Source organism: Solwaraspora sp. WMMA2056 (assembly GCF_030345095.1).
In the GTDB taxonomy this organism is placed as follows: domain Bacteria; phylum Actinomycetota; class Actinomycetes; order Mycobacteriales; family Micromonosporaceae; genus Micromonospora_E.
In genome coordinates, this window is record NZ_CP128360.1 from 5964070 (window position 1) to 5986439 (window position 22370).

The 22370-nt window shown below is 68.8% G+C and carries 21 protein-coding genes, 2 tRNA genes and 1 pseudogene; 9 read left to right on the forward strand and 15 right to left on the reverse strand.

Features of this window, described 5'->3' with window-relative positions; genetic code table 11:
* Nucleotides 1-472: 472 nt before the first annotated feature.
* From O7608_RS27020 to O7608_RS27030, 4 genes and pseudogenes are all read right to left on the reverse strand, one after another.
* Complete coding sequence (locus tag O7608_RS27020; RefSeq protein WP_289207238.1) at nt 473-1006, reverse strand: hypothetical protein; 534 nt, start codon at nt 1004-1006, stop codon at nt 473-475.
* 168 nt (nt 1007-1174) lie between these two features.
* Nucleotides 1175-1612, reverse strand: a complete 438-nt coding sequence (locus tag O7608_RS27025; protein ID WP_289207239.1) for an Imm10 family immunity protein — start codon at nt 1610-1612, stop codon at nt 1175-1177.
* A 21-nt stretch (nt 1613-1633) separates the two neighbouring features.
* Nucleotides 1634-1783, reverse strand: a pseudogene (locus O7608_RS32040) (hypothetical protein); the annotation flags it as partial.
* Nucleotides 1784-2651: 868 nt separating this feature from the next.
* Nucleotides 2652-3476: an RHS repeat domain-containing protein gene (locus O7608_RS27030; RefSeq protein WP_289207240.1), complete on the reverse strand. Its 825-nt coding sequence runs from the start codon at nt 3474-3476 to the stop codon at nt 2652-2654.
* Between the two features lie 100 nt (nt 3477-3576).
* Between O7608_RS27030 and O7608_RS27035 the strand changes: the two genes are divergently transcribed.
* Nucleotides 3577-4452 (forward strand): helix-turn-helix domain-containing protein, encoded by an 876-nt coding sequence (locus O7608_RS27035; RefSeq protein ID WP_289207241.1) that lies wholly within the window; start codon nt 3577-3579, stop codon nt 4450-4452.
* Nucleotides 4449-4649: a DUF397 domain-containing protein gene (locus tag O7608_RS27040; RefSeq protein WP_289207242.1), complete on the forward strand. Its 201-nt coding sequence runs from the start codon at nt 4449-4451 to the stop codon at nt 4647-4649. The genes O7608_RS27035 and O7608_RS27040 overlap by 4 nt, the downstream gene beginning before the upstream one ends.
* Before the next feature lie 752 nt (nt 4650-5401).
* Here the strand turns inward: O7608_RS27040 and O7608_RS27045 are convergent.
* The 5 genes from O7608_RS27045 to O7608_RS27065 all read right to left on the reverse strand — a co-directional run bounded on the left by O7608_RS27045 (nt 5402) and on the right by O7608_RS27065 (nt 9721).
* On the reverse strand, nt 5402-6022 hold the full coding sequence (locus tag O7608_RS27045; protein ID WP_289207243.1) for a hypothetical protein: 621 nt from the start codon (nt 6020-6022) through the stop codon (nt 5402-5404).
* 445 nt (nt 6023-6467) lie between these two features.
* Nucleotides 6468-6740, reverse strand: a complete 273-nt coding sequence (locus O7608_RS27050) for a hypothetical protein (RefSeq protein WP_289207244.1) — start codon at nt 6738-6740, stop codon at nt 6468-6470.
* Between the two features lie 44 nt (nt 6741-6784).
* Nucleotides 6785-7930, reverse strand: a complete 1146-nt coding sequence (locus O7608_RS27055; protein ID WP_289207245.1) for a cystathionine gamma-lyase — start codon at nt 7928-7930, stop codon at nt 6785-6787.
* Nucleotides 7931-7970: 40 nt separating this feature from the next.
* Nucleotides 7971-8969 (reverse strand): NAD(P)H-dependent glycerol-3-phosphate dehydrogenase, encoded by a 999-nt coding sequence (locus O7608_RS27060; RefSeq protein ID WP_289207246.1) that lies wholly within the window; start codon nt 8967-8969, stop codon nt 7971-7973.
* On the reverse strand, nt 8966-9721 hold the full coding sequence (locus O7608_RS27065) for a lysophospholipid acyltransferase family protein (RefSeq protein WP_289207247.1): 756 nt from the start codon (nt 9719-9721) through the stop codon (nt 8966-8968). The genes O7608_RS27060 and O7608_RS27065 overlap by 4 nt, the downstream gene beginning before the upstream one ends.
* A 127-nt stretch (nt 9722-9848) precedes the next feature.
* On the opposite strand from O7608_RS27065, the gene cofC reads away from it, so the two are divergent.
* From cofC to O7608_RS27090, 5 genes are all read left to right on the forward strand, one after another.
* A complete protein-coding gene (gene cofC / locus O7608_RS27070) occupies nt 9849-10592 on the forward strand; it encodes a 2-phospho-L-lactate guanylyltransferase (RefSeq protein WP_289207248.1) in 744 nt (247 codons plus the stop codon).
* Nucleotides 10593-10615: 23 nt separating this feature from the next.
* The gene (locus O7608_RS27075) at nt 10616-10813 is read left to right on the forward strand and encodes a cold-shock protein (RefSeq protein ID WP_289207249.1); all 198 of its coding nucleotides are present in this window, start codon (nt 10616-10618) and stop codon (nt 10811-10813) included.
* Between the two features lie 388 nt (nt 10814-11201).
* Nucleotides 11202-13328, forward strand: a complete 2127-nt coding sequence (locus tag O7608_RS27080) for an RNA degradosome polyphosphate kinase (protein ID WP_421361299.1) — start codon at nt 11202-11204, stop codon at nt 13326-13328.
* 61 nt (nt 13329-13389) lie between these two features.
* Nucleotides 13390-14919 carry a CYTH and CHAD domain-containing protein gene (locus O7608_RS27085; protein ID WP_289207250.1) on the forward strand — a complete coding sequence of 510 codons (1530 nt, stop codon included), beginning with the start codon at nt 13390-13392 and terminating at the stop codon, nt 14917-14919.
* Nucleotides 14907-15803 (forward strand): NUDIX domain-containing protein, encoded by an 897-nt coding sequence (locus O7608_RS27090; protein WP_289207251.1) that lies wholly within the window; start codon nt 14907-14909, stop codon nt 15801-15803. The genes O7608_RS27085 and O7608_RS27090 overlap by 13 nt, the downstream gene beginning before the upstream one ends.
* Nucleotides 15804-15910: 107 nt before the next feature.
* On the opposite strand, the gene O7608_RS27095 is transcribed toward O7608_RS27090, so the two are convergent.
* The 3 genes from O7608_RS27095 to leuC all read right to left on the reverse strand — a co-directional run bounded on the left by O7608_RS27095 (nt 15911) and on the right by leuC (nt 18896).
* Nucleotides 15911-16540, reverse strand: a complete 630-nt coding sequence (locus tag O7608_RS27095) for an HU family DNA-binding protein (RefSeq protein ID WP_289207252.1) — start codon at nt 16538-16540, stop codon at nt 15911-15913.
* 272 nt (nt 16541-16812) lie between these two features.
* Nucleotides 16813-17400 (reverse strand): 3-isopropylmalate dehydratase small subunit, encoded by a 588-nt coding sequence (leuD, locus tag O7608_RS27100; RefSeq protein ID WP_282226159.1) that lies wholly within the window; start codon nt 17398-17400, stop codon nt 16813-16815.
* Nucleotides 17401-17438: 38 nt separating this feature from the next.
* Nucleotides 17439-18896 carry a 3-isopropylmalate dehydratase large subunit gene (gene leuC, locus O7608_RS27105; protein ID WP_282226158.1) on the reverse strand — a complete coding sequence of 486 codons (1458 nt, stop codon included), beginning with the start codon at nt 18894-18896 and terminating at the stop codon, nt 17439-17441.
* Nucleotides 18897-18945: 49 nt separating this feature from the next.
* Here leuC and O7608_RS27110 point away from each other — a divergent pair, with 49 nt between their 5' ends.
* On the forward strand, nt 18946-19632 hold the full coding sequence (locus O7608_RS27110; protein ID WP_278117622.1) for an IclR family transcriptional regulator: 687 nt from the start codon (nt 18946-18948) through the stop codon (nt 19630-19632).
* Between the two features lie 135 nt (nt 19633-19767).
* Here O7608_RS27110 and O7608_RS27115 read toward each other — a convergent pair.
* From O7608_RS27115 to O7608_RS27125, 3 genes are all read right to left on the reverse strand, one after another.
* Nucleotides 19768-19840: transfer RNA gene (locus O7608_RS27115), tRNA-Glu, on the reverse strand.
* Nucleotides 19841-19981: 141 nt separating this feature from the next.
* Nucleotides 19982-20053: transfer RNA gene (locus tag O7608_RS27120), tRNA-Gln, on the reverse strand.
* Nucleotides 20054-20131: 78 nt separating this feature from the next.
* Nucleotides 20132-20935 carry a fumarylacetoacetate hydrolase family protein gene (locus O7608_RS27125; protein WP_289207253.1) on the reverse strand — a complete coding sequence of 268 codons (804 nt, stop codon included), beginning with the start codon at nt 20933-20935 and terminating at the stop codon, nt 20132-20134.
* Between the two features lie 157 nt (nt 20936-21092).
* On the opposite strand from O7608_RS27125, the gene O7608_RS27130 reads away from it, so the two are divergent.
* The gene (locus O7608_RS27130; RefSeq protein WP_289207254.1) at nt 21093-22277 is read left to right on the forward strand and encodes a hypothetical protein; all 1185 of its coding nucleotides are present in this window, start codon (nt 21093-21095) and stop codon (nt 22275-22277) included.
* Nucleotides 22278-22370 lie beyond the last annotated feature (93 nt).

Consider the following 22370-nt stretch of genomic DNA (forward strand, 5'->3'; position numbering starts at 1 on the left):
CCCTGCTTCCTCCCGACGATGCGCTCAGTGACCGCCGGGTAGCTGACGACCCGGGGACCCGCGTTTGTTGGACGGCGGCCTACCTGGGTCACGGGTGGGCGAGCCCGCCCGCCTGCACGCCGTCGACTCTGCCCTTTGCCCCGGCTCGACTTGTCTGCGCAACTTGAGCACTGACCACGGCAGACCAGGTCTGGCACCTCAGACTTATTCACGTGCTCATGTCGACCTACCAAGCGCCGCCCGAACTGAGGCCCCGGGATCGCTGAGTCACGCACCCGAAGACACAACAACCATCCGGTCAAGATCAAATCTAAACCCTCACTGCGCCCCAAGTTCTGCATCGGGGTCAACCTGGCAGAACCGGCCGGAAATTCTCGCCCTGCATTTACCGAAACGAGGTCTTTTCAGGCTCGAGTGCTGCCACAACCCCTAAACTCGAACCGAGACAACGTCCACACAAGACTATGCCAACTCAGGAAATAAACCTCCGTTGCACGTCCCAGCCCTTTGGCGCTTCTAGCCGGGGTGATTCCTGGCGGACTACGATCCTCAACCCAGCTGATTCGTCAGCCAAAGCCAACGTTACGGAAAATTCTCTGTCGGGATAGCTGCCACCCAGTCGAGCGCGCCACGTCTGAACCAGTATTTCAGCCAGCTCCTTCTCGGCATCCGCTACAAACTCGCGCGGACCTCGCCACCTAAGGAAAAGTTGATCAACCTCAAACCAGTTATAGCTATCCACCGCCTCCGACCACTTCATCGGAGGCCAATCCACGCTATCGCCAGCCAACGGCATACTTAACCGAGCAGAAATCTCGGCCTGATCGTTCCCACTCAGCGCCAGAAATACAGCACCATGCAACTCAAGCAACTTAGGCCAGAAGAGCCAAGAAAAGCTCAGCGCCTGAAACACATCGCCCTGATTCCCGAAATAGGAAACCGGATCATCGGAGCCAACATCAGGAAATGCAGCCCGAAGGATCATTCCGGCCCTTTCGTCCGACACCAACCACTCCTTATCCAGTAACCTCGAGGGAGATTTTCCCCTCGGCCGACACCTCACGCCCGCCACCCTTAGGGTAGTAGATCGAATGCTCACGATCAATCGACTCTTGCGAGCCAGATGAGCCGGAGCACGGACGCCCATTTAGATAAGAATTCGCTATTGACCTCTTCAGCTAGACTCCGCCTGAAGTCTGCGGCCCCACTCGTCAGCTGCAAACAAACGGCGGAAACCTTCAACAATCTCATCAAACTTGTCGGGCGGCAGGTGGAAGTTAAGGTTTGATCTCACGTTCAATGCATCGACGACAGCCGCCGAGAAAGTTAGGGACAACACAGATTTAGCCGCATCCGAAGACCATGAGGAAATACCGCCATACACCGTTCTCCCTAGGTTGTCACTGATCGAGTAGGTATCCATCTCAAGGCGGCGATCTTGATCGTCATGCCGCCCACTCAGCGGAACCTGAAAGGACAATCCGAACTTCTCGCCGTGCCGATCTGTCGCCAGCGCCACACAGAACGTTTCTACGTCCCGCAACTCAACAACGGCGGCTGCGACCACCTCGATATTGTCGATCGATTCCTCATTCATCTGGTCGTCGCCCAAACCTTGTTTCCCATGTATACATCACGTCAATCCCCCAGTACTCCGCCGCACGGTGCATGTGCCCTTACAGGAGATGCAAGGAGGTAGCGCTCCCGGGAGGTGAAGCGTGCCGCCCTCCCGGAATGCAATGCTCGTCACCGCCTTCGCCTCAGTGTGACTATCCAACATTCCCTTGGGAAATCCTCAGCGCCTTCTGCAATGCGGTCATATCACCGCTCTTGAAGACCTCTGTGCCGACTAGGTTGCCCTTTCCAGGACGAGCCCGCCGGCAGCGGAGCGCCCGAGCCCGCCGAGCCGCCGGCACCGAAGAAGGCACGCCGCAACCCGAAAGCATAGCCCAGCATCCCGCCACCGATGGAACCACTGGGTGAAAAACTGCTCCACCTAATCAAGAAGCGGCCCGGCCGAAGCCGGGCCGCGCGCACGCGCTCAAGGCCTACGGCCCCGCGCGCACGCCCACCATCAGCGAGCCAAGAGCTAGCACCACAACCACTTCTATTTACATCGGCGTTCATTGATGTTTTTGGTCTGTTGACATCAACTCTGACAGCAACATATACACCCGAAGGCGACCCCGGATACACGCGATAACCGCACGACTACGAAGAGCCACTCTCGCGGAGATCTACAAATAGCTCATCGGCGCGGACTTCGACAGTCAGAACGACCGCTCCGCATACCAACTCAACACCGATGATCTTTCCTGAAAACATGATCAAATTGACGTCGCGAACTTGTCGCCCAATGAGCTCACTGAAACCCTTATCGAAAGAGACATCGAAAGCTGTCCACTTGCCTGAGTGTTCCACAAATTCTCGATTCTCGGGACTGAGGGGTTCCTCAAATTTGTCGACCCACTCACCAATCTTGAACCGTAGAGATTCGCCATCCGGCCCGGATTCGAACCGGAACACAACCCCGCTGGCAAGGGTGACCTCAACAGGCCCTTCCCCGACACGCCGAACCCCTCCAGGTTCGACGTAATTTACACGTCTCACTCGCGTGATCTCGCTGGTCAGGAAGCCTACAAGGCGGTCGCCTAGCATAAATCCGTCTCCAAGTACGTGTGGCTCGTGGTGTAGGTGCCGGCCAGCCCGGTCTCGGCGGCAGGGATGGTGACGGTGGCACCGAGCGGCCGGTAGCCGTCGTCGTAGCCGGTGACCGCCGTGGTGTACGCGTCGCCGCCGACGTGCCGGGTCGACGAGGTCGGCAGACCCAGCTCAAGGCTGTCGTACGTCCACGACGCGCGCAGCGCGCCAGTGGAGGTGTCGTCGCGCATCTCGGTACGGCGGCCGAGGTTGTCGTAGCCGTACCAGAGAGTTTCGCCGCGGCCGTCGGTCGTCGTCACCAGCTGGCCGGCGTTGTTGTAGGTGCTGCTCGACGTGCCGGAGTCGGGGTCGACGGTGCCGACCCGGCGACCCAGCAGATCGTACGAGTAGGTCCACTCGTTGTCGACGTGGTCGGTGACCGTGGTGAGCCGGCCGGCGCGGTCGTAGCCGTAGGTGGTCTCCTCGTACGCCCCGGTGGGTGCGGACCCGGTGTGCTGGCGCAGGAAGGTCTGCCGGCCCCGCGCGTCGCTGATCGAGGTGGTGGCGGTGCCGCCGGTCGGCGGGTCGACGGTGACCCGGTCGCCGTCGTGGCCGGTGACGGTCTCCCACTGCAGCGTGTTCGCCGACCACAGCTGAGACCGGGTGGGGCGGCCGACACCGTCGTAGAGAGTCCGGCTCTGGGTCTCGATCGCGGTGTCGGCGAAGGTGACCAACGTGCCGTACGCGGTGACCAGGTGTCGATCGCACTGGTGGTCGCCGTCCAGGTTCGCAGCGCCGCCGAGTCGGCTACGCCGACAACTCTGGCGCAATCCCATCGACGTTGAGCCGAGCCGCCCGTCCACCAATCGACGGAGTCCATAAGTCCACTAGTGACGGCAGGATGGGTCGGGTCGAGCATCCCAGGAGGTGGTAGCCATGTCCCCGTCCGTGTTGAACTCGTCCGTACCGCGCCGGCGGCTGGGCCGGGAGCTGCGTCAACTGCGCGAGCGGCTGACCCAGCTGCCGCAGACGTCGGTCGCCAGCGAGCTGGAGTGGTCGGCGACGAAGCTGTGGCGGATGGAGCGCGGCGAGGTCCCGGTCCGCTCCGGCGACGTCGTGCTGCTCTGCGAGTTGTACGGCGTCGACGAGGGGACCACCGAGATCCTCGCCGCCTTGGCGACCAAGACCCGGGAGAAGGGCTGGTGGCACGACTACGCCAGTCTGCCCTCCTGGTTCGAGCTGTACGTGGGCCTGGAAGAGGCGGCCAGCCGGATCCGCGAGTACCAGAGTCAGTTGGTGCCGGGCTTCTTGCAGACCCGGGAGTACGCGACCGCGATCTTCACCAAGGACGTCGACGGCGTGCCCCGTCACCAGATCGCCGACCGGGTCGCGGTGCGGCTGGGCCGGGCCCGGCTGCTGACCCGGCTGGAGCCACAGGCTCCGGAGTTCGACATCGTCGTCGACGAGGCGGTGCTGCGCCGCGTGGTCGGGTCGCGCCAGATCATGGCGGCACAGGTGCGCCGGCTCGCCGACGCCGGCCGGCTGCCGAACGTCTCCGTCCGGGTCCTGCCGTTCTCGTCCAACCTGCACGCCGGGGTGCTGACCGGCGGCTCGTTCACCGTCCTGGACTTTCCCGAGCAGTACGAACCCACCACGGTCTACCAGGAGTCGATCACCGGCGCGCTCTTCCTCGACAAGCAGACCGAGAGCGACCGGTACGCTTGGGTCTACCACGACATCCGGTCGGCCGCGCTGAGCGAGGCCGAGTCGCGGGCGCTGTTGCTGGACACGGCGAAGGAGTACGAGCCATGACCGACCTGACCGGTGCCACCTGGCGCAAAAGCAGCCGATCGAACAGCCAGGGTGCGTGCGTCGAGGTCGCCAACGGGCTGGCCGGCGTCATCGGCGTACGCGACTCCAAGGACCCCACCGGCCCGGTCCTGACCGTCTCCCCCGCCAGCTGGTCGGCCTTCGTCGCCGCCACCAAGACCGGCACTCTCACCGCCTGACCACACACCGCCAGCACGCTGGCGGGCCCGCGTTCCCGACTACCCGAGGTACGGACTGTCACGCTGCTCAGCGTGGTGGCGCAGCCGGAGCCGTACCGTGTCGTGGATGGGGATGTCGGCGAACTCGGCAGGATCGACGAACCGCACCTCGGTGGACTCGTCGCTGACCAGAATCAGTCCCGCTAACGATCCGGCCGATCAACCCCGCGATCTCCTACTCCAGGCCTCGGTCAGTATTCCCCTTTCTGACCGACGATGCGGAGCAATTATGAACTTCGGGCGACCAAAAAGCATTACCGTCCAATACAGCAAGACACCCAGAAGCATGAGTACAAAAAACGCAAGAATAATCACGCCAGCCCAGGCAGGGGGGCTATCTGACTCGGCTGTCAACAAGAGGAGAAGACCAGAAATCGCTAGACAACAGCCGGTGACGAAAATCGCGGGAGTCCCCCTGACATGGCCACGACGAAAATTCTCTGATCGATACCAGAACCCAGCAGTCCGCCACTCATATTCGGTAGATTCACCCCGCCAATGCCGATAAAGAACTATTGGCGCCAAAGCAAGAGCTAAGAAAGGAAATGCCGCCGCAAGCCAAATCACCCGTACAACAACTCCCCTATCTATAGAGCACCCCGGCGAGATCGCGACCCCGGCCACCCGAGATACGGACAACCGCACTGCTCGGCGTGGTGGCATAGCCGCAGCCGCACCGTGTCGTGGAACAGTGAAATCACTTCACGAATCGATCATTCCGGTCCAAGTTGATCATCGACGCTGGCCACGATATCCAAGAACTCGCCCTCAGTAATTCTTGCCTCGCTGACCTGGACTCTCAGAACAAGATCCCCGTATCTCGCCCAGTAAACCCAGATTGCACACTCACCAGATGTAAGAAATTTGGAATCAATATCGACACAAAATGAGTCGGCAGCATCGGCATTCAGGTTCGGCGGATTTGGAACATCGAGAACCCTTCCCGAGAATCTTCTTTCAAAATTCATTCTCACGGACGACTGGAATTGCCAAACAGCGAATGGGACGTTCCGATGTCTGCCGACTTCCTGAAAGTAGTTGTCAACGCCCCCATCGGTGTCGCTGGCCTGCCAGATCCGAACAAATGACGATTGATCAACCTGCTCCGTAGTGACATACCATGCACGCTCGGAGAGGTGTGGCAGACCAGATGGCGGCACTTCGAAGTCAGAGTCGTCTAGCGATCGTTCGGCGAGAAAGGCGAAGAATCCTAAGACGAGGGATGCACAACCAAGAACAACCGCCGCCCCAAGCGCCAATACCAACTTCTTCCAATGGCGGTGACGCACCATCGAGCCTCGATCCGATTGTGTGTTAACCATCAACTCACCCACCCTCGACAGGATAGAAGTACAGCACGATCCCTAAATCCACTATAGATACGTATCAAGTCTGCATAGGGTGGCGGCACCTTCCTACCAAGACCCAGAGGCCTCCGCCCCATCCGACGCGGGAGCACGGGAATCTTCTCGCCGGCCCTTGCCCCAGGCCAGCCATGAGCAGTAAACCGCCAACGTGCCGCCGCAGATGACTAACCCAAGCCCAGCGAGGAAGAAGAGGACCGCCACAGCGCCATCTACGAACCTCGCGGCGTGCAGCAGGACGATTCCTAGCCCCGGAAGGAGGTACATCAATCCGAGATCTCGGCGCCGAAAGCCAGCCAGCACTGGCACGCCGCCGGTCAAGATGACCACGAGGCCCATCCCGATGAAGCTACCCGCCAGGAGCAGTGTGGCTACCACCAACAGGCTCGACATGACCGCACCCCTGTCCCAGATCTCACCAGTATCGGATGTCCAGTGCGTCCTTGAGCACTGACGCATCGAGGTCGAGCATCGGCATCCTCCACTCGAAGTGGGCCAGGTAGCGCAGCGGCAACGTCACGATCAGCCCGAACACGATGACGATCGGCAACACGAACCAGACCTGCGGCCAGATGAAGGAGCAGGGCAACGCCACCGCCGCCAAGCGCAGGAACCAGACACTCAGCCGGTAGACCACCAGCCGCCGGTAGCCCGACGGCGGACCACCACCCGGCTCCTGCCCCGTCACTCAGGTCCCGCTTCCCACGCGCTGGCTCCCACGTGGTCAGTCTGTCAGCTGACGTCCACGGCGGCGGTGATGTCAGCGACCAGGTCCACAGTGTCTTCGATGCCGCAGGAGAGGCGGACGAAGCCCGGCGAGGTGTCGTCACCCCACTGGGCCCGCCGGTCGGCCGCCGTGTGCAGCCCGCCGAACGACGTGGCCGCTGAGACCAGTGTCGACGCGGTCAGGAACCGGCCGACCCGGTCGGCGTCGCCAAGATCGAACGACACGATCCCCGGAATGCGGCGCATCTGGGCCGCCGCGACCGCGTACGACGGGTCGGTCGGCAGGCCGGGCCAACGTACGCCGGTGACGTCACGGCGCCCGACCAGCGCGGCGGCGACCGCTTGCGCGTTGGCCGACTGGCGGGCCAGCCGCAGGTCCAGGGTGGCCAGTGACCGGTGAGCGAGCCAGCAGTCGAACGGGCCCGGCACGCTGCCGGTCAGCTTGCGCCACGTCGTCACCGCCGACAGCAGCTGCGCCGATCCGGTGGCCAGGTAGCCGAGCAGCAGATCGGAGTGGCCGGTCAGCGCCTTGGTGCCGGAGGCGACCACGACGTCCGCGCCGAGGTCCAGTGGCCGCTGCCCGAGCGGGGTGGCGGCGCTGTTGTCGACCGCGACCAGCGCGCCGGCGGCGTGGGCCGCCGCCGCGAGCGTCGCTACGTCGCAGACGTCCAGCCCCGGATTGGCTGGGGTTTCCAGCAGCACCAGCCGCACCCCGGCGAAGTCCGGGTACGGCCCGGCGGTCGGCACCAACCGTACGGTGACGCCGAGCGGTTCCAGCACCGTGGCGACCAACGCCCGTACGGTGAAGTAGCCGTCGGCGGGCAGCAGCACCGTGTCGCCGGGGCGCAGCGTGGTCAGCAGCAGTGCGGTGATCGCCGCCTGGCCGCTGGCGAAGACGAGGGTGTCACCGCCTTCCAGGTCCCCGATGGCGGTTTCCAGCGCCCGCCGGGTCGGGTTGGTCTCCCGGGCGTAGCCGTCGCGGTCCGGTGCCGGCCCGGTCACCGGGTCCAGGTGGTACGGGGCGGCGAACACCGGGCCGGGCAGGAACGGCTGGCCGGGCGTCGGCTCGGGCAGCCCGGCGCTGACGCACCGGGTGCCGTCGCCGTACCGGATGCCGTCGCCGTACCCCGGGTCGCGGGAGGTAGCGTTCATGGCCTTCATCCTGGCCAAGGTCGCCGGCCGGCGGCAGGGCCTATTCCGGTTTCGTGGCCCGCGTCATCAGCAGCGTCAACGCGGTACGCGGGTCCAGGCCCTCGTGGCAGATCCGTTCCACCTGTTCGGTGATCGGCATCTCCACCCCGTGGGCGCGGGCCAGGTCCCGGATGGACAGGCAGCTCTTGACCCCTTCGGCGGTCTGCCGGGTGGCGGCCTGCGCCTGTTCCAGGGTCTCCCCCCGGCCCAGGTGTTCGCCGAAGGTCCGGTTGCGGGACAGCGGCGACGAGCAGGTGGCGACCAGGTCACCGAGGCCGGCCAGGCCGGCGAAGGTCAACGGGTCGGCACCGAGCGCCACGCCGAGCCGGGCTGTCTCGGCCAGCCCTCGGGTGATCAGGGTGGCCTTGGTGTTGTCGCCGAGGCGCATCGCGGTGGCGATGCCGTACGCCAGAGCGATCACGTTCTTGACCGCCCCGCCGAGTTCGCAGCCGATCACGTCGTCGTTGGTGTAGGGCCGCACGTAGGCGGTGAGCATGGCCTGCTGCACGGCGGCGGTGCGGTCGGCGTCGGTGCCGGCGACGACGCTGGCGGCCGGCTGTTCGGCGGCGATCTCGGCGGCCAGGTTGGGGCCGGAGACGACGACGACCCGGTCGTCGCTCACCCCGGCGGTCTCGACGATCACCTCGCTCATCCGCTTGGTGGTGCCGAGTTCGATGCCCTTCATCAGGCTGATCAGGGTCGCGTCGGGGCCGATGTGCGCGGCCCAGTCGCCCAGGTTGCCGCGCAGGGTCTGCGACGGTACGGCGAGCACGACCAGGTCCGCACCCTTGATCGCCTCGGCGGCGTCGCTGGTGGCGGTGACCCGTTCGGGTAGCCGTACCGCCGGCAGGTAGTCGGGGTTGGTGCCGTACTCGCGGATCGCGGCGGCGACCTTTTCGCGGCGGGCCCAGACGACGACGTCCGAGCCGGCGTCGGCGAGGACCTTGGCGAACGCGGTGCCCCAGGAGCCGGCACCGAGGACGACGGCCCGGCGGGTCACTGACCCGGCTCCGGGGCGGTCGAGTCCGGTGCCTTGACGGTCCGGCCGTTGCGGCGGACCACCGGTGTGTACAGCGGTGGTGCTTCGGCGCCGCGCAGCTCGGCGACCATGTCGCGCAGCCGCAGCATGATCGTTTCGGTCATCTCCTCCAGCACCGCCCGGGTGGGTTCGGCACCCATCCAACGACTGAGGTCGATCGGTTTGGCGGCCCGCAGGGTGACCGGCCGGCGCGGCAACAGGTTGAGCTTCCTGGTCCGTGGGTCGTACATGTTCTGCGGACCCCACATCGCCACCGGCACCACCGGTGCCCCGGTGGTCAGGGCGAGCCGGGCCGCGCCGGTCTTGCCGCGCATCGGCCACAGGTCCGGCTCCCGCGACGTGGTGCCCTCCGGGTAGATGACCACGGCACCGCCCTCGTTGACGCCGTCGATCGCCGCCTCCAGCGACTTGATCGCGTCGACGCTGCCCCGGTGCACCGGGATCTGCCGGACCTTGAGCAGCCAGGGGCCGACCACCGGGATGGCGAAGAGGCTGGACTTGCCGAGGAACCGCGGCCACCGGCCGGCGTCGTAGACGAAGTGCGCGATGGCCATCGGGTCGGCGTGCGACATGTGGTTGGCGACGATGATCACCCCACCGGTACGGGGGATGTGCTCCATCCCGGACCAGTCCCGCCTGGTCCAGATGGTCAACGTCGGTTTGATCACCATCACGACGAAACGTCGCCAGAAGCCCAGTTTCCGCCGCGCCACCCGTTGCCTCCTCGTGCCCGCCCGCTCGCCTGCCACCCGACCGCCGCCCGTGCCGATCGTTGCAGCGAATCATGCCTTGTCGGACCCGGCCAGAGCCAACACGAGCCCAGCCGGCAGGATGGAACCCGTGCAGGAGGCGACCTGGTCGGTGGTGCTGCCGGTGAAACGGCTCGCCGCAGCCAAGAGCCGGCTGCGCGGGGCGCTGACCGGCGTACCGCATGAGGAGCTGGCCCTGGCGTTGGCGCTGGACACCGTCGCGGCGGTGCTGGCCTGCCCGGTGGTCGCCGAGGCGGTGGTGGTGACCGCCGATCCGGTGGCTGCCGCCGCCCTGGCGGCGCTCGGGGCGCGTACCGTCGCCGAACCCGACCCTGGTGGTCTCAACGCCGCGCTGACCCACGGCGCGGCGACCGTCCCGGCCGGCCGGCCGGTGGCCGCACTCACCGCCGACCTGCCGGCGCTGCGCCCGGCGGAGCTTGCCGCCGCGCTGCGGGCCGCGACGTCGCCCGCCGCGGCGCGGCAGCCGGCGGACACCGGGCAGCCCGCGGCGGTCGGCCGGTGGTTCGTGCCCGACGCCGACGGCACCGGTACGGTGCTGCTCGCCGCCGCCGACGCCGCCACGCTGCACCCCCGCTTCGGCCCCGGCTCAGCCGACCGGCACGCCGCGTCCGGGGCCCGCCGCATCGGCGGCACCGGGGACACCGGGGACACCGGCACCAGCGGCACCGGCGGGGCTGCCTGGCCCACGCTGCGCCGCGACGTGGACACCGCCGACGGCCTCGCCGACGCGGCCCGGCTCGGCCTGGGCCGGCACACCGCCGCGCTGTGCCGGGCCGGGTACCGTGCTGGCAGGCGCCCCGAAACGGTGGGCTGACATGCCGGGGACGGTGATCTGACGTGCAGGGCACGGTGGCGACCTTCGATGCGGCGACCCGCAGCGGTACGGTGCTGCTCGACGACGGCAGCGAGCTGACCTTCCCGGCGGCGGCGTTCGACGCCTCCGGGTTGCGGCTGCTACGACTGGGACAACGGGTACGCATCGAGCAGGACGGGACAGGACGCGTTAACCGCGTCACGTTGCCCACATTTGACTGACCCAACCCGGGGCAAATTCATACCGCGTTCATCGTGATCAGGTCATGATTACCTGGTGACGCCCGCCCCCTCCAGGCGCGCCGCCGCCCGTCCGCGCCGCGCCGCCGCAGACCAGCCCGCCGACGCCGACGCGGCCACACCGCCGCAGACCAGGTCGACCCGGCCGAGCCGACGCCGTACGGCGAACGGTACCGGCCGCACGTCGACCAGCGCCGATCCGACGCCAGCGGCGGAGCCGGCCAGGTCGCCGGAGCCGACGCCGGCGGCCGATCCGACGCCGGAGCCGTCGCCCGCCGTCGAGCCGGCGGACGGGACCGTCGAGCCGGTGGACGACGGCGTCACCCCCGTCGCCGACGGCGCCGAGCCACTGGACGCGGCCGTGGAGCCGGTGGAGACCGCCACCATGCCGGCCGACGACACCAGCACGCCCAACGGTGCGGCCGAGGCGGACCCGTTGCCGAGCGACCGGTTCCTCAACCGGGAGCTGTCCTGGCTCGACTTCAACTCCCGGGTGCTGGAGCTGGCCGAGGACCCGCAGACACCGCTGCTGGAGCGGGCCAAGTTCCTGGCGATCTTCGCCAGCAACCTCGACGAGTTCTTCATGGTTCGCATCGCCGGGCTCAAGCGCCGGCTGCAGGCCGGCCTGCCGGTACGCGGCGGCGACCGGCTGCCGCTGCGTACCCAGCTGGAGCTGATCGCCGTCAAGACCGCCGGGCTGGTCGCCCGGCACGCCCGCTGCTTCACCGACGAGGTACGGCCCCAGCTGGCCGCCGAAGGCATCCACCTGATCCGCTGGAACGACCTCACCGCCGGGGAACGGGAAGGGCTGCGCACCTACTTCCGGGAACACATCTTCCCGGTGCTGACCCCGCTCGCCGTCGACCCGGCGCACCCGTTCCCGTACATCTCCAGCCGGTCGCTGAACCTGGCCGTCGCGGTCCGCGACCCCGACGGCGGCCCGGAGCTGTTCGCCCGGGTCAAGGTGCCCAACAACGTGCCCCGGTTCGTGGTGGTCAGCCAGGAAGGTCAGGGCGGCCGGTTCCTGCCGGTGGAGGACCTGATCGCCGCCCAGCTCGGGCAGCTCTTCTCCGGCATGCAGGTCGTCGAGTGCCACCTGTTCCGGGTCACCCGCAACGCCGACTTCGAAGTCGACGAGGACCGCGACGAGGACCTGCTGCAGTCGCTGGAACGGGAACTGGCCCGCCGCCGGTTCGGCCCGCCGGTACGCCTGGAGGTCGCCGCCTCCATCTCCGACCACATGCTCGACCTGCTGGTACGCGAGCTGGACATGGACAGCCACGACGTACTGCGGGTGCCCGGCCTGCTGGACCTGTCCGCGCTGTGGCAGGTGTACGAGAGCTCCGACCGACCCGACCTGAAGGACCGGCCGTTCGTGCCGGCCACCCATCCCCGGCTGGTCGAGGGCGAGGTGCCGCGCAGCGTCTTCGCCACGCTGCGCGACGGCGACATCCTGGTGCACCACCCGTACCACTCGTTCTCCACCAGCGTGCAACGCTTCATCGAGCAGGCCGCCGCCGACCCTCTCGTCCTGGCGATCAAGCAGACGCTGTACCGCACCAGCGGCGACTCCCCCATCGTCGACGCGCTGATCGAGGCGGCCGCCGCCGGCAAGCAGGTCGTGGTGCTCGTCGAGGTGAAGGCCCGCTTCGACGAACAGGCCAACATCGGCTGGGCACGGATGCTGGAACGCGCCGGCTGCCACGTCGTGTACGGCCTCGTCGGGCTGAAAACCCACTGCAAGACAGCCCTGGTGGTCCGGCAGGAAGGCAACCAGATCCGCCGCTACTGCCACATCGGCACCGGCAACTACCACCCGAAGACAGCCCGGCTGTACGAGGACTTCGGCATGCTGACCGCCGACCCGGAGGTCGGCGCCGACCTGACCGACCTGTTCAACGTGCTGACCGGCTACAGCCGGCAGACCGCGTACCGGCGGCTGCTGGTCGCCCCGCACGGCGTGCGCAGCGGGCTGATCGAACGCATCGAACGCGAGGTCGCCCACGTACGGGCCGGCCGCCCCGGGCTGGTGCAGTTCAAGGTGAACTCGCTGGTCGACGAGGAGATGGTGGATGCGCTGTACCGGGCCTCGCAGGCCGGCGTACAGGTCGACCTGCTGATCCGGGGGATGTGCACGCTGCGGCCCGGGGTGCCGGGGCTGTCGGACAACATCCGGGTACGGTCGATCCTCGGCCGGTTCCTGGAGCATTCCCGGGTCTTCCGGTTCGGCAACGACGGCGACGCCGAGTTCTGGATGGGCTCGTCGGACCTGATGCACCGCAACCTGGACCGGCGGGTCGAGGCGCTGGTGCAGGTGACCGACCCGGTGGCCCGCGCCGAGTTGGAGCGGGTGCTCGCCGAGTCGTTCGACCCCGAGTGCGAATCGTTCGAGCTGCACCCCGACGGCACCTGGACCCGGCACCACTCCACCGACGGGCGACCCCTGGTCCACCTGCAGGAACGCCTGCTGCGCCGGTTCGTCGGCGCCGCCAAGTAGCAGATCGGGTACGGACTGTTCGGCGACGGTCCCGGTCAGCCGACGGCGCTAGGCTGGCCCGATGGTGGAGGAGGAACGCAAGTACGAGGTCGACCCCGGTTTCGCCGTACCGGACCTGTCCGGCTACCTGCCCGACGGCGGGCGGCTGGTGGAGCTGCCGGCGGTGGAGCTGACCGCCACCTACTACGACACCCCGGACCTGCGGCTGGCCCGCGCCGGGGTGTCGCTGCGGCACCGTGTCGGCGACACCGAGCCGTGGACGGTGAAGCTGCCGGCCGACGCACCCGGCGTACGGCACGAGATCAGCCGGACCGGCAAACGCCGTACCCCGCCGACGGAGCTGGTCTGGCTGGTCACCGCGTACTCGCGGGGGGCCGAACTGACCCCGGCCGCGACGGTGCGCACCGTCCGCACGGTGCTGGAGGTCCGCGACGCCGACGACGCGCTGCTGGTGGAGCTGGCCGACGACGCGGTGTCGGTGCTGGACGGCAAGACGGTCCGCTCGACGTTCCGCGAGGTCGAGGTGGAGTTCAAGACTGGCGACCGGCAACTGCTGGACCGGGTCGAGGCCGCCCTGGTCGCGGCCGGTGCGACCGCCGGCGGCTTCACCCCCAAGCATGTACGGGCGTTGGGCGCTGCCGCCGCCGGGCCGGCGGACCTGCCCCCGGTCGACGACCTGCCGGCCGAGCCGACCGCCGCCGACGTGGTGACCCGTGCCGTCCGCGACGACATCACCCGGATCCTGACGCACGAGGCGTTGGTGCGGCTGCACGCCCCGGTCGGCGACGACGACACCGCCGTGCACCAGATGCGGGTGGGCTGCCGACGGCTGCGCAGCGACCTGCGGACCTTCCGGGCGCTGGTCGACGCCGACTGGGCCGGCACGCTGCGCGAGGAGCTGAAGTGGATCGCCGGGGTGCTCGGCGGTGCCCGCGACGCCGAGGTGCTGCGGGAACGGCTCCGGCGGACCGCCACGACGGATCCGTTGGCGCCGCTGCCGGACGCGGCGGTGGGTCGCATCGACACGGCGCTGGCCGCCCGGCACGAGGCGGCACTGGCCGAGGTGGACGCGGCCATGCGCTCCGACCGGTACGTTGCCCTGGTGGAGATGCTGGTGCAGGCGGCCCGGGAGCCGCAACTGACCCGGGCGGCGGCCGGGCCGGCCACGCAGGTGCTGCCCCGACTGGTCGCCAGGCCGTGGCGACGGCTGGCGTACGGCGGCAGCGGCGTCGACGGTGCCGCCGACCTGACGTTGGACGCCCCCGACGAGCGCTGGCACGCGGTGCGGATCAACGGCAAGAAGGCCCGGTACGCGGTGGACGCGGTCGCGCCGGTCGTCGGCGGTGGTGCCGCGAAGCTGGCGAAGGCGTTGTCGAAGGTGCAGAACCTGCTCGGCGAGCACCAGGACGCGGCGGTCGCCGCCGACACCTGGCAGCAGATCGCCGCCGACCATCCCGACGACCACGAGTTGGCGGTGACGGCGGGCCGGCTGGTGGAGCGGGAACGGACCGCAGTCCGGGCGGCCCGGGCCGACTTCGCCGATGCCTGGGACCGTGCGTCGACGCCGGGGCGGACGAAATGGCTGCCGTGACCGAGGTCCGCGCCGCCGGCGGCGTGGTGTGGCGCACCGACGACACCGGGGCGGTCGAGGTGTGTCTGGTGCACCGGCCCCGGCACGACGACTGGTCGTTGCCGAAGGGCAAGCTGGAGCCGGCGGAGCATCCGTTGGCGGCGGCGGTGCGGGAGGTCGGTGAGGAGACCGGGATCCGGGCGGTGCCGCAGGTGCGGCTGCCGTCGATCCGGTACACGATGCCCGACGGCAACACCAAGGAGGTCGACTACTGGTCGATGCGGGCGGTCGATGAGCCGCCCGGGCCGGTGCCGGACGAGGCGGCCGACGAGGTGGACGAGGTCTGCTGGCTGCCGCTGCGGCAGGCCCAGCAGCGGCTGACGTACCGGCACGACGTGGGGGTGCTGCGCGGCTTCGCCGACCTGCCGCCGGTGAGCGTGACGCTGACGTTGGTGCGGCACGGGCATGCCGGCAGCCGGGACACCTGGTCGGGTCCGGACAGTGCGCGGCCGTTGGACACCGCCGGGTTGCGCCAGGCGCAGGCGTTGGCCGCGCTGCTGGCGTTGACCCGACCGGACCGGGTGCTGTCGGCCTCACCACGGCGCTGCGTACAGACGGTGGCTCCGCTGGCGGCGGCCCTGGACCTGCCGGTCGAGGTGGACGGTGTCTTCGACGAGCCGGCCGCCGGCCAGGACCGGGCGGAGGTCGCGTTGGCGGCCGCCGGGCGGCTGACCGAGCTGGCGACGGCCGGTACGGCGGCGGCGGTCTGCAGCCAGGGCACGGTGATCCCGGCGGCGCTGACCATGCTGAGCCGGCGGGCCTCGGCGGACTACCGGACGGCGAAGGGCGGCGGATGGCTGCTGTCGTTCGCCGGGGACCGGTTGGTCGGCGCGGACCAACTGTAGACGCGGTGGCGCGGCCGAGGCCCGCCCGGTACGCGCGAAGGCGCCCACCACGTTGCCGTGGCGGGCGCCTTCGTCCCGACGGTGTCCGGCCGGTGCGGCCGGTGGCGTCAGCGGGTGGTTTTGCGGGGCGTCGACTTCTTCGCCGGCGCCTTCTTGGCGGGTGCCTTCTTGGCCGCCGTCGACTTCGCCGCCGTCGACTTGGTGGCGGTGGACTTCGTCGCGGTCGACTTCGTCGCGGTCTTCTTGGCCGCCGTGGACTTCGCCGCCGTGGACTTCGCCGCGGTCGACTTCGCCGGCGTCGACTTGGCCGCCGTGGTCTTCTTGGCGGTGGCGGTGCTGGCCCGCTTCGCGGGAGCCTTGGCGGCGGTCGACTTCGCGGCGGAGCTGGTGGACTTCGCCGCGCCGGCCCGCGCGGTGGTGGCCTTGGCCGTGGTGGACCTGGCGGCGGTGGCCTTGGGCGCCTTGCCGGCAGCCACCATCTCCTTGAAGCCGGCGCCCGGCCGGAAGACCGGCACGGAGGTCTTCTTGACCTTCACCGACTCACCGGTACGCGGGTTGCGGGCTGTTCGTGCCGCCCGGACGCGCTTCTCGAACACCCCGAAGCCGGTGATGCCCACCCGGTCGCCCTTGGTGACTGCCGCCTGGACCTCGGCCAGGACGGCGTCGAGCGCGGTCGTCGCCGTCTTGCGGTCCCCCAGGCGAGCCGCGAGCGCGTCAATGAGCTCTGCCTTGTTCACGAGTTCCCTCCCGTAGTGCAACTGGACTCAACGAGCCATTCTGCGCGCACGGTATGCCCTGTACCGGCAGGACACAAACATCTACGGGAAAAAAGTCCTTGTGTCGTAACGGATTCGCCCCCATCCGGTGCCCCGGTCCGGCCGGTTGGTAGTAGCCGGACGGTTGGTGGGCCATCGGATGGGGGCGGAATCGGCGTCTGGAAGCCCTTGGCAGGGTCTCGCCGATGGCCTCGACAGGGGCTCGGATGTGCCCTGTCGAGGCGGCGTCGGCGCTATGCGACGACCGGTTTGAAGGGCAGCCGGTGCTTCTCGTACTCGGTGATGTCGGACTCGTGACGCAGGGTCAGTCCAATGTCATCGAGTCCTTCCATCAACCGCCAGCGGCTGAAGTCGTCGATCGGGAACGACCAGCTGGACCCCCCGGCCCGAACCTCGCGGGCACCCAGGTCGACGGTGACCTCGGCGGTCGGGTCCGCCTCGACGAGCGCCCACAATTCCTCAATGGCGGGCATTTCCAGCTCCACCGGCAGGAGCCCTTCCTTGAGGGCGTTGCCCCGGAAGATGTCGCCGAAGCGCGGCGACAGCACGGCGCGGAAGCCCCAGTCGCGCAGGGCCCACACGGCGTGTTCACGTGATGACCCGGTGCCAAACTCGGGTCCAGCGACGAGAACCGATGCCCCCGAATACGAAGGATTGTTCAGAACGAATTCCGGGTCCTCGCGCCAGGCATTGAACAGCCCGTCGGCGAAGCCGGTCCGGGTCACCCGCTTGAGGTACACGGCCGGGATGATCTGATCCGTATCTACATTGGATCGGCGAAGCGGGACGGCAGTCCCGGTATGCACGGTGAACTTGTCCATGTCGTGATCCCGTCTAGGTCGGTGCGGTCGGTCGCCGGTCAGTTGAGGTCCGCCGGCGCGGCCAGCCGGCCCACCACGGCGGTGGCGGCGGCCACCGGCGGCGACACCAGGTGGGTACGCCCGCCCCGGCCCTGCCGGCCCTCGAAGTTGCGGTTCGAGGTGGACGCGGACCGCTCTCCCGGCTTGAGGGTGTCCGGGTTCATCCCCAGGCACATGGAGCAGCCGGCGAAGCGCCACTCGGCACCGGCGTCGGCGAAGACCTTGTCCAGCCCTTCGTTCTCGGCCGCCTCGCGGACCTTCGCCGACCCGGGCACCACGAGCATCCGTACGCCGTCGGCGACCTTGCGTCCGCGCAGTACGTCGGCGGCGGCCCGCAGGTCCTCCAGCCGGCCGTTGGTGCAGGAACCGACGAAGACCACGTCGACGGCGACGTCGCGCAACGCGGTGCCGGGCCGCAGGTCCATGTACTCCAGGGCGCGTCGGGCGGCGACCCGCTCGGCGTCGGTGTCGAACTGCTCCGGGTCCGGCACGGCGGCGCTGAGCGCCGCGCCCTGCCCCGGGTTGGTGCCCCAGGTGACGAACGGGGTGATCGCGGCGGCGTCGAGGACCACCTCGGCGTCGAACGTCGCGCCCTCGTCGGTGGCCAGACTGGACCAGTACGCCACCGCGGCGTCCCAGTCGGCTCCCTGCGGTGCGTTCGGCCGGCCCTTGAGGTAGGCGAAGGTGGTCTCGTCCGGCGCGACCATGCCGGCCTTGGCACCCCACTCGATCGACATGTTGGCCACCGTCATCCGGCCCTCCATGGAGAGCTTGCGGATCGCCTCGCCGCGGTACTCGACGATGTGACCACGGCCACCGCCGGTGCCGACCTGGGTGATCAGCGCCAGCACCAGGTCCTTGGCGGTGACGCCGGGGCCGAGTTCGCCGGTCACGGTGACCGCCATCGTCTTCGGCCGGGCCTGCGGCAGCGTCTGGGTGGCGAGCACGTGCTCGACCTCACTGGTGCCGATGCCGAAGGCGAGCGCCCCGAACGCGCCGTGGGTGGCGGTGTGCGAGTCGCCACAGACGATCGTCATGCCGGGCTGGGTCAGGCCCAGCTGCGGGCCGATGACGTGCACGATGCCCTGGTTGTCGTCACCGAGGGCGTGCAGCTTGACGCCGAACTCGGCACAGTTGCGGCGCAGCGTCTCGATCTGGGTACGCGAGGTCGGGTCGCTGATGGTCAGCAGGTCCCCGCGTCGGCTGTTGAACGCCGGATCGGCGTACCCGGTCGGGGTGTTGTGGTCCTCGGTGGCCAGGGTCAGGTCGGTACGGCGTACCGGCCGGCCGGCCATCCGTAGCCCGTCGAAGGCCTGCGGGCTGGTGACCTCGTGCAGCAGGTGCAGGTCGATGTACAGCAGATCCGGCTCGCCCGCGGCGGATCGCACCACGTGCGCGTCCCAGACCTTCTCGGCCAGGGTCCTGGGCGATGTCGGCTTCGAAGTGGCTCCCACCATCTGGACATCCTAAATTCTGGGAGGTATGTTTCGGCTTGTGGGACACAGTATGAGCGGTGTCGGCGTTCTCGACAAGGCGGTGGTCATCCTCGCGGCCTGCGTGGACGGCGCCAGCCTGGCCGAACTCGTCGAGCGGACCAAGCTGCCCCGGGCCACCGCGCACCGGCTGGCCCAGGCACTGGAGATCCACCGGATGCTGGTCCGGGACACCCAGGGGCGCTGGCGACCCGGCCCGCGACTGGGTGAGCTGGCCAACGCCGCGCCCGACGTGCTGCTGACCGCCGCCGAGCCGTTGCTGGCCGCGCTGCGCGACGCCACCGGCGAGAGCGCCCAGCTCTACCTGCGCCGCGCCGACGAGCGGATCTGCGTGGCCGCCGCCGAACGGGCCAGCGGGCTGCGGGACACCGTGCCGGTCGGCTCGGTGCTGCCGATGACGGCCGGCTCCGCCGCCCAGATCCTGCTGGCCTGGGAGCCCCCCGAGGCCGTCATGCCGCTGCTGCCCCGCTGCAAGTTCACCGGCCGTACGCTGGCCGAGGTGCGCCGACGCGGCTGGGCGCAGAGTGTCGCCGAACGCGAGGCCGGGGTGGCCAGCGTCTCCGCCCCCATCCGGGACCGCACCGGCCGGGTGATCGCCTCGGTGAGCGTCTCCGGGCCGATCGAGCGGCTCGGCCGCCGACCGGGTGAACGGCACGCCATGGCTGTCGTCCGCGCCGGGCAGCGCCTCTCCGGCCTCTGAGCACGGACCCCCCGACGATCTTGCACTTATCGTTGGACAATTCGGGCAAATACTCTCGATAACTGCAAGATCGTCGGTAGAGTACGGGGGCGCAAGCAAAAGGCACCCTCAGCAAGTGAGGGTGCCTGCGCACTGTAGCCCCGACCGGATTCGAACCGGCGCTACCGCCTTGAGAGGGCGGCGTCCTGGGCCGCTAGACGACGGGGCCAGAACCACGATGTTGCCAACTGCCGATACTGCCTGGCGGTGGGAAACTTCCGTTTCCTGCCGCCTCGCCCTTTCGGACGTGGTGCCGAACTCTAACAGAGACCAGCGTTCCGATGCCATCCGGGTTGTCCGGCAACGGTTGCTGGGGTACCAGGACTCGAACCTAGACTAACTGAACCAGAATCAGTCGGGCTGCCAATTACCCCATACCCCATCGGTGCTTGCCGCACCGGGACAGAACTCTACCTGACCCCATGGTGCGCGCCAAATCGGGTTACCGCAGCGGTTTGCCTCAGTCGCCGGCGACGACCGGGTTGGCCAGCTCGCCGATCCCCTCGATACGCACCGACACGGTGTCTCCGGCGGTCAGCTCGCTCACCCCGGCCGGCGTGCCGGTCAGGATCACGTCGCCGGGCAGCAGCGTCATCACGTGTGACACGTACGACACCAGGGTCGGCACGTCGAAGACCATCTGCTTGGTCCGGCCGAGCTGGCGTACCTCCAGCTGCTCCGGGTCGCGGCCCACCTCGCAGCGGACCTCCAGGTCGCCGACGTCCAGGCCGGTGACGATCCACGGCCCGAGCGGGCAGAACGAGTCGAAGCCCTTGGCCCGGGTCCACTGCCCGTCCGACCGTTGCAGATCGCGGGCGGTGACGTCGTTGGCGCAGGTGTAGCCGAAGATCGCCCGCTCGGCCGCCGCCCGGTCCGCGCGGCGGGCCCCCGGCGCACCGATCACCACCGCCAGCTCGGCCTCGTGCTCCACCTGCCGGGACTGCGCCGGCAGCCGGATCGCGTCGCGCGGGCCGATCACCGACGTCGACGGCTTGAGGAACAGCAGCGGCTCGGCCGGCACCTCGGCGCCGTGCTCGGCGGCGTGGTCGGCGTAGTTGCGTCCGACACAGACCACCTTGCTGGGCAGGATCGGCGACAGCAGCCGCACGTCGGCCAGCGCCCACCGCTGCGACGTGAAGGTCAGCTTGCCGAACGGGTGGCCTTCGACCTCGGCGACCGTCAGCGCCTGTGGGCCGGCCCCCGGCTCACCTTCGACGATCCCGAACGACATGCCCTTGTCATGGGCGAAACGAGCGATACGCACCCGGTCAATCTATCGCCCGTCCGGCGTAACGCCACGGTCGGTCACCACGGCGGGGCGCGAACGTAGCACAGGTCACCGGATCCGGTGGCGGATCCGCCCTTCTCTCGGCCAGGTGGCCGGTGGCCGCCTACCGTTCGGGTCGGGGGCAGGGATCGTGATGCTGATGTCGTGGTGGCAACGGGGGGTCGCTGGCGGTACATTGACCGCCGCGTTGACCCTCGGTGGGGTGGTGCTCGGTCCGCCGAGCGGTGGGTGGGCCCAGCCGACCCCGCAGGCTCCGGATCCGGAGCTGGTCGCGGTGACCATCAACGAGGTCGGCCAGAGCGCGCCGACCTACCAGGTCGAGGCGATCAACCGTACGGTGGCCCCGGTCGACGTCACGGTGCGCCTGGGGGTGCCGGACGGCACCTCGGTGGCCACCGTCGGCTCCGGCGGGCGCGCCGACGGTACGGAGATCACCTGGCAGCTGAGTCTGCCGGCCAGCGGCGGCGAGTCGGTGAACGCGTCGTTCCGGCCCGGCGGCACCGGGGCGGCCCAGAACTTCCCGGTCTGCGTCTACCAGCGGGACACCGCACGCCCGTACGACTGTGCGGTGGCCCGCTGGACGCCGTCGGCCGGCCTCTCCGCCGCCGACGGTGCGTGGTGGCAGCGACCGTCGGTGCCGCTGCTGGCCGGGCTGGGCGCGCTGGTCGTCGTCGCGATGGTCGGGTACGGCTGGCGTCGGCGGCTGCAGGAGCACCGGGTGGACCGGCGTCGGGTCGTCACCACCGGCCGTCGACGGGTCCGGTTGCCGTCCACGCCGCCGCCGGCCCCATCGCCGTCACGCCGCTGGCGGCCGTCGACACCGATGGTGTTCGGGCTGCTGATCGCGATGTTCACCGGGCTCGCGGTGGCGGCGGTCCGGGGGGCCACGTACGGCTCGGAGGTGCTGGACCAGGCCAACCAGGTGCCCAGCGGCTGGATCGGCAGCACCGAGTCGGGTGGGTTCGGGGTCCTGCTGACCGAGACCGCCTTCGAGTTCACCGTCTTCCGGATGGCCTGCGTACCGGCCGGTGGACAGGACCGGCGGTGCCTGGCGACGGTGGGTCTGCGTAACCGCAGCGACGAGGAGCAGTACTGGTACGCGCCGCTGCAGCGGGCCTACCTGCCGACCGGTGACTGGGTGGCGGTGGACGAGGCGGCGACCCGGCAGGAGAACGGCGGTAGGGACATCTTCGCCGCGCCGATCCCGGCCGGTGCCCGGCTGCTGGTGCCGTTGGCGTTCACCGTCAGCGGCGAGCTGATGCCGGAGCATCTGGAGTTGCGCAGCGGCGCCTTCTCCGCCGGCGTGGCGGTCCGCTGACCGTACTACTACGTAGAGTCACGCGCGCACGGGCAGACCAAGTAGCACCTGGCGGTATTCCTGTGAGGAATAATTATTCCTCACAGGAATACC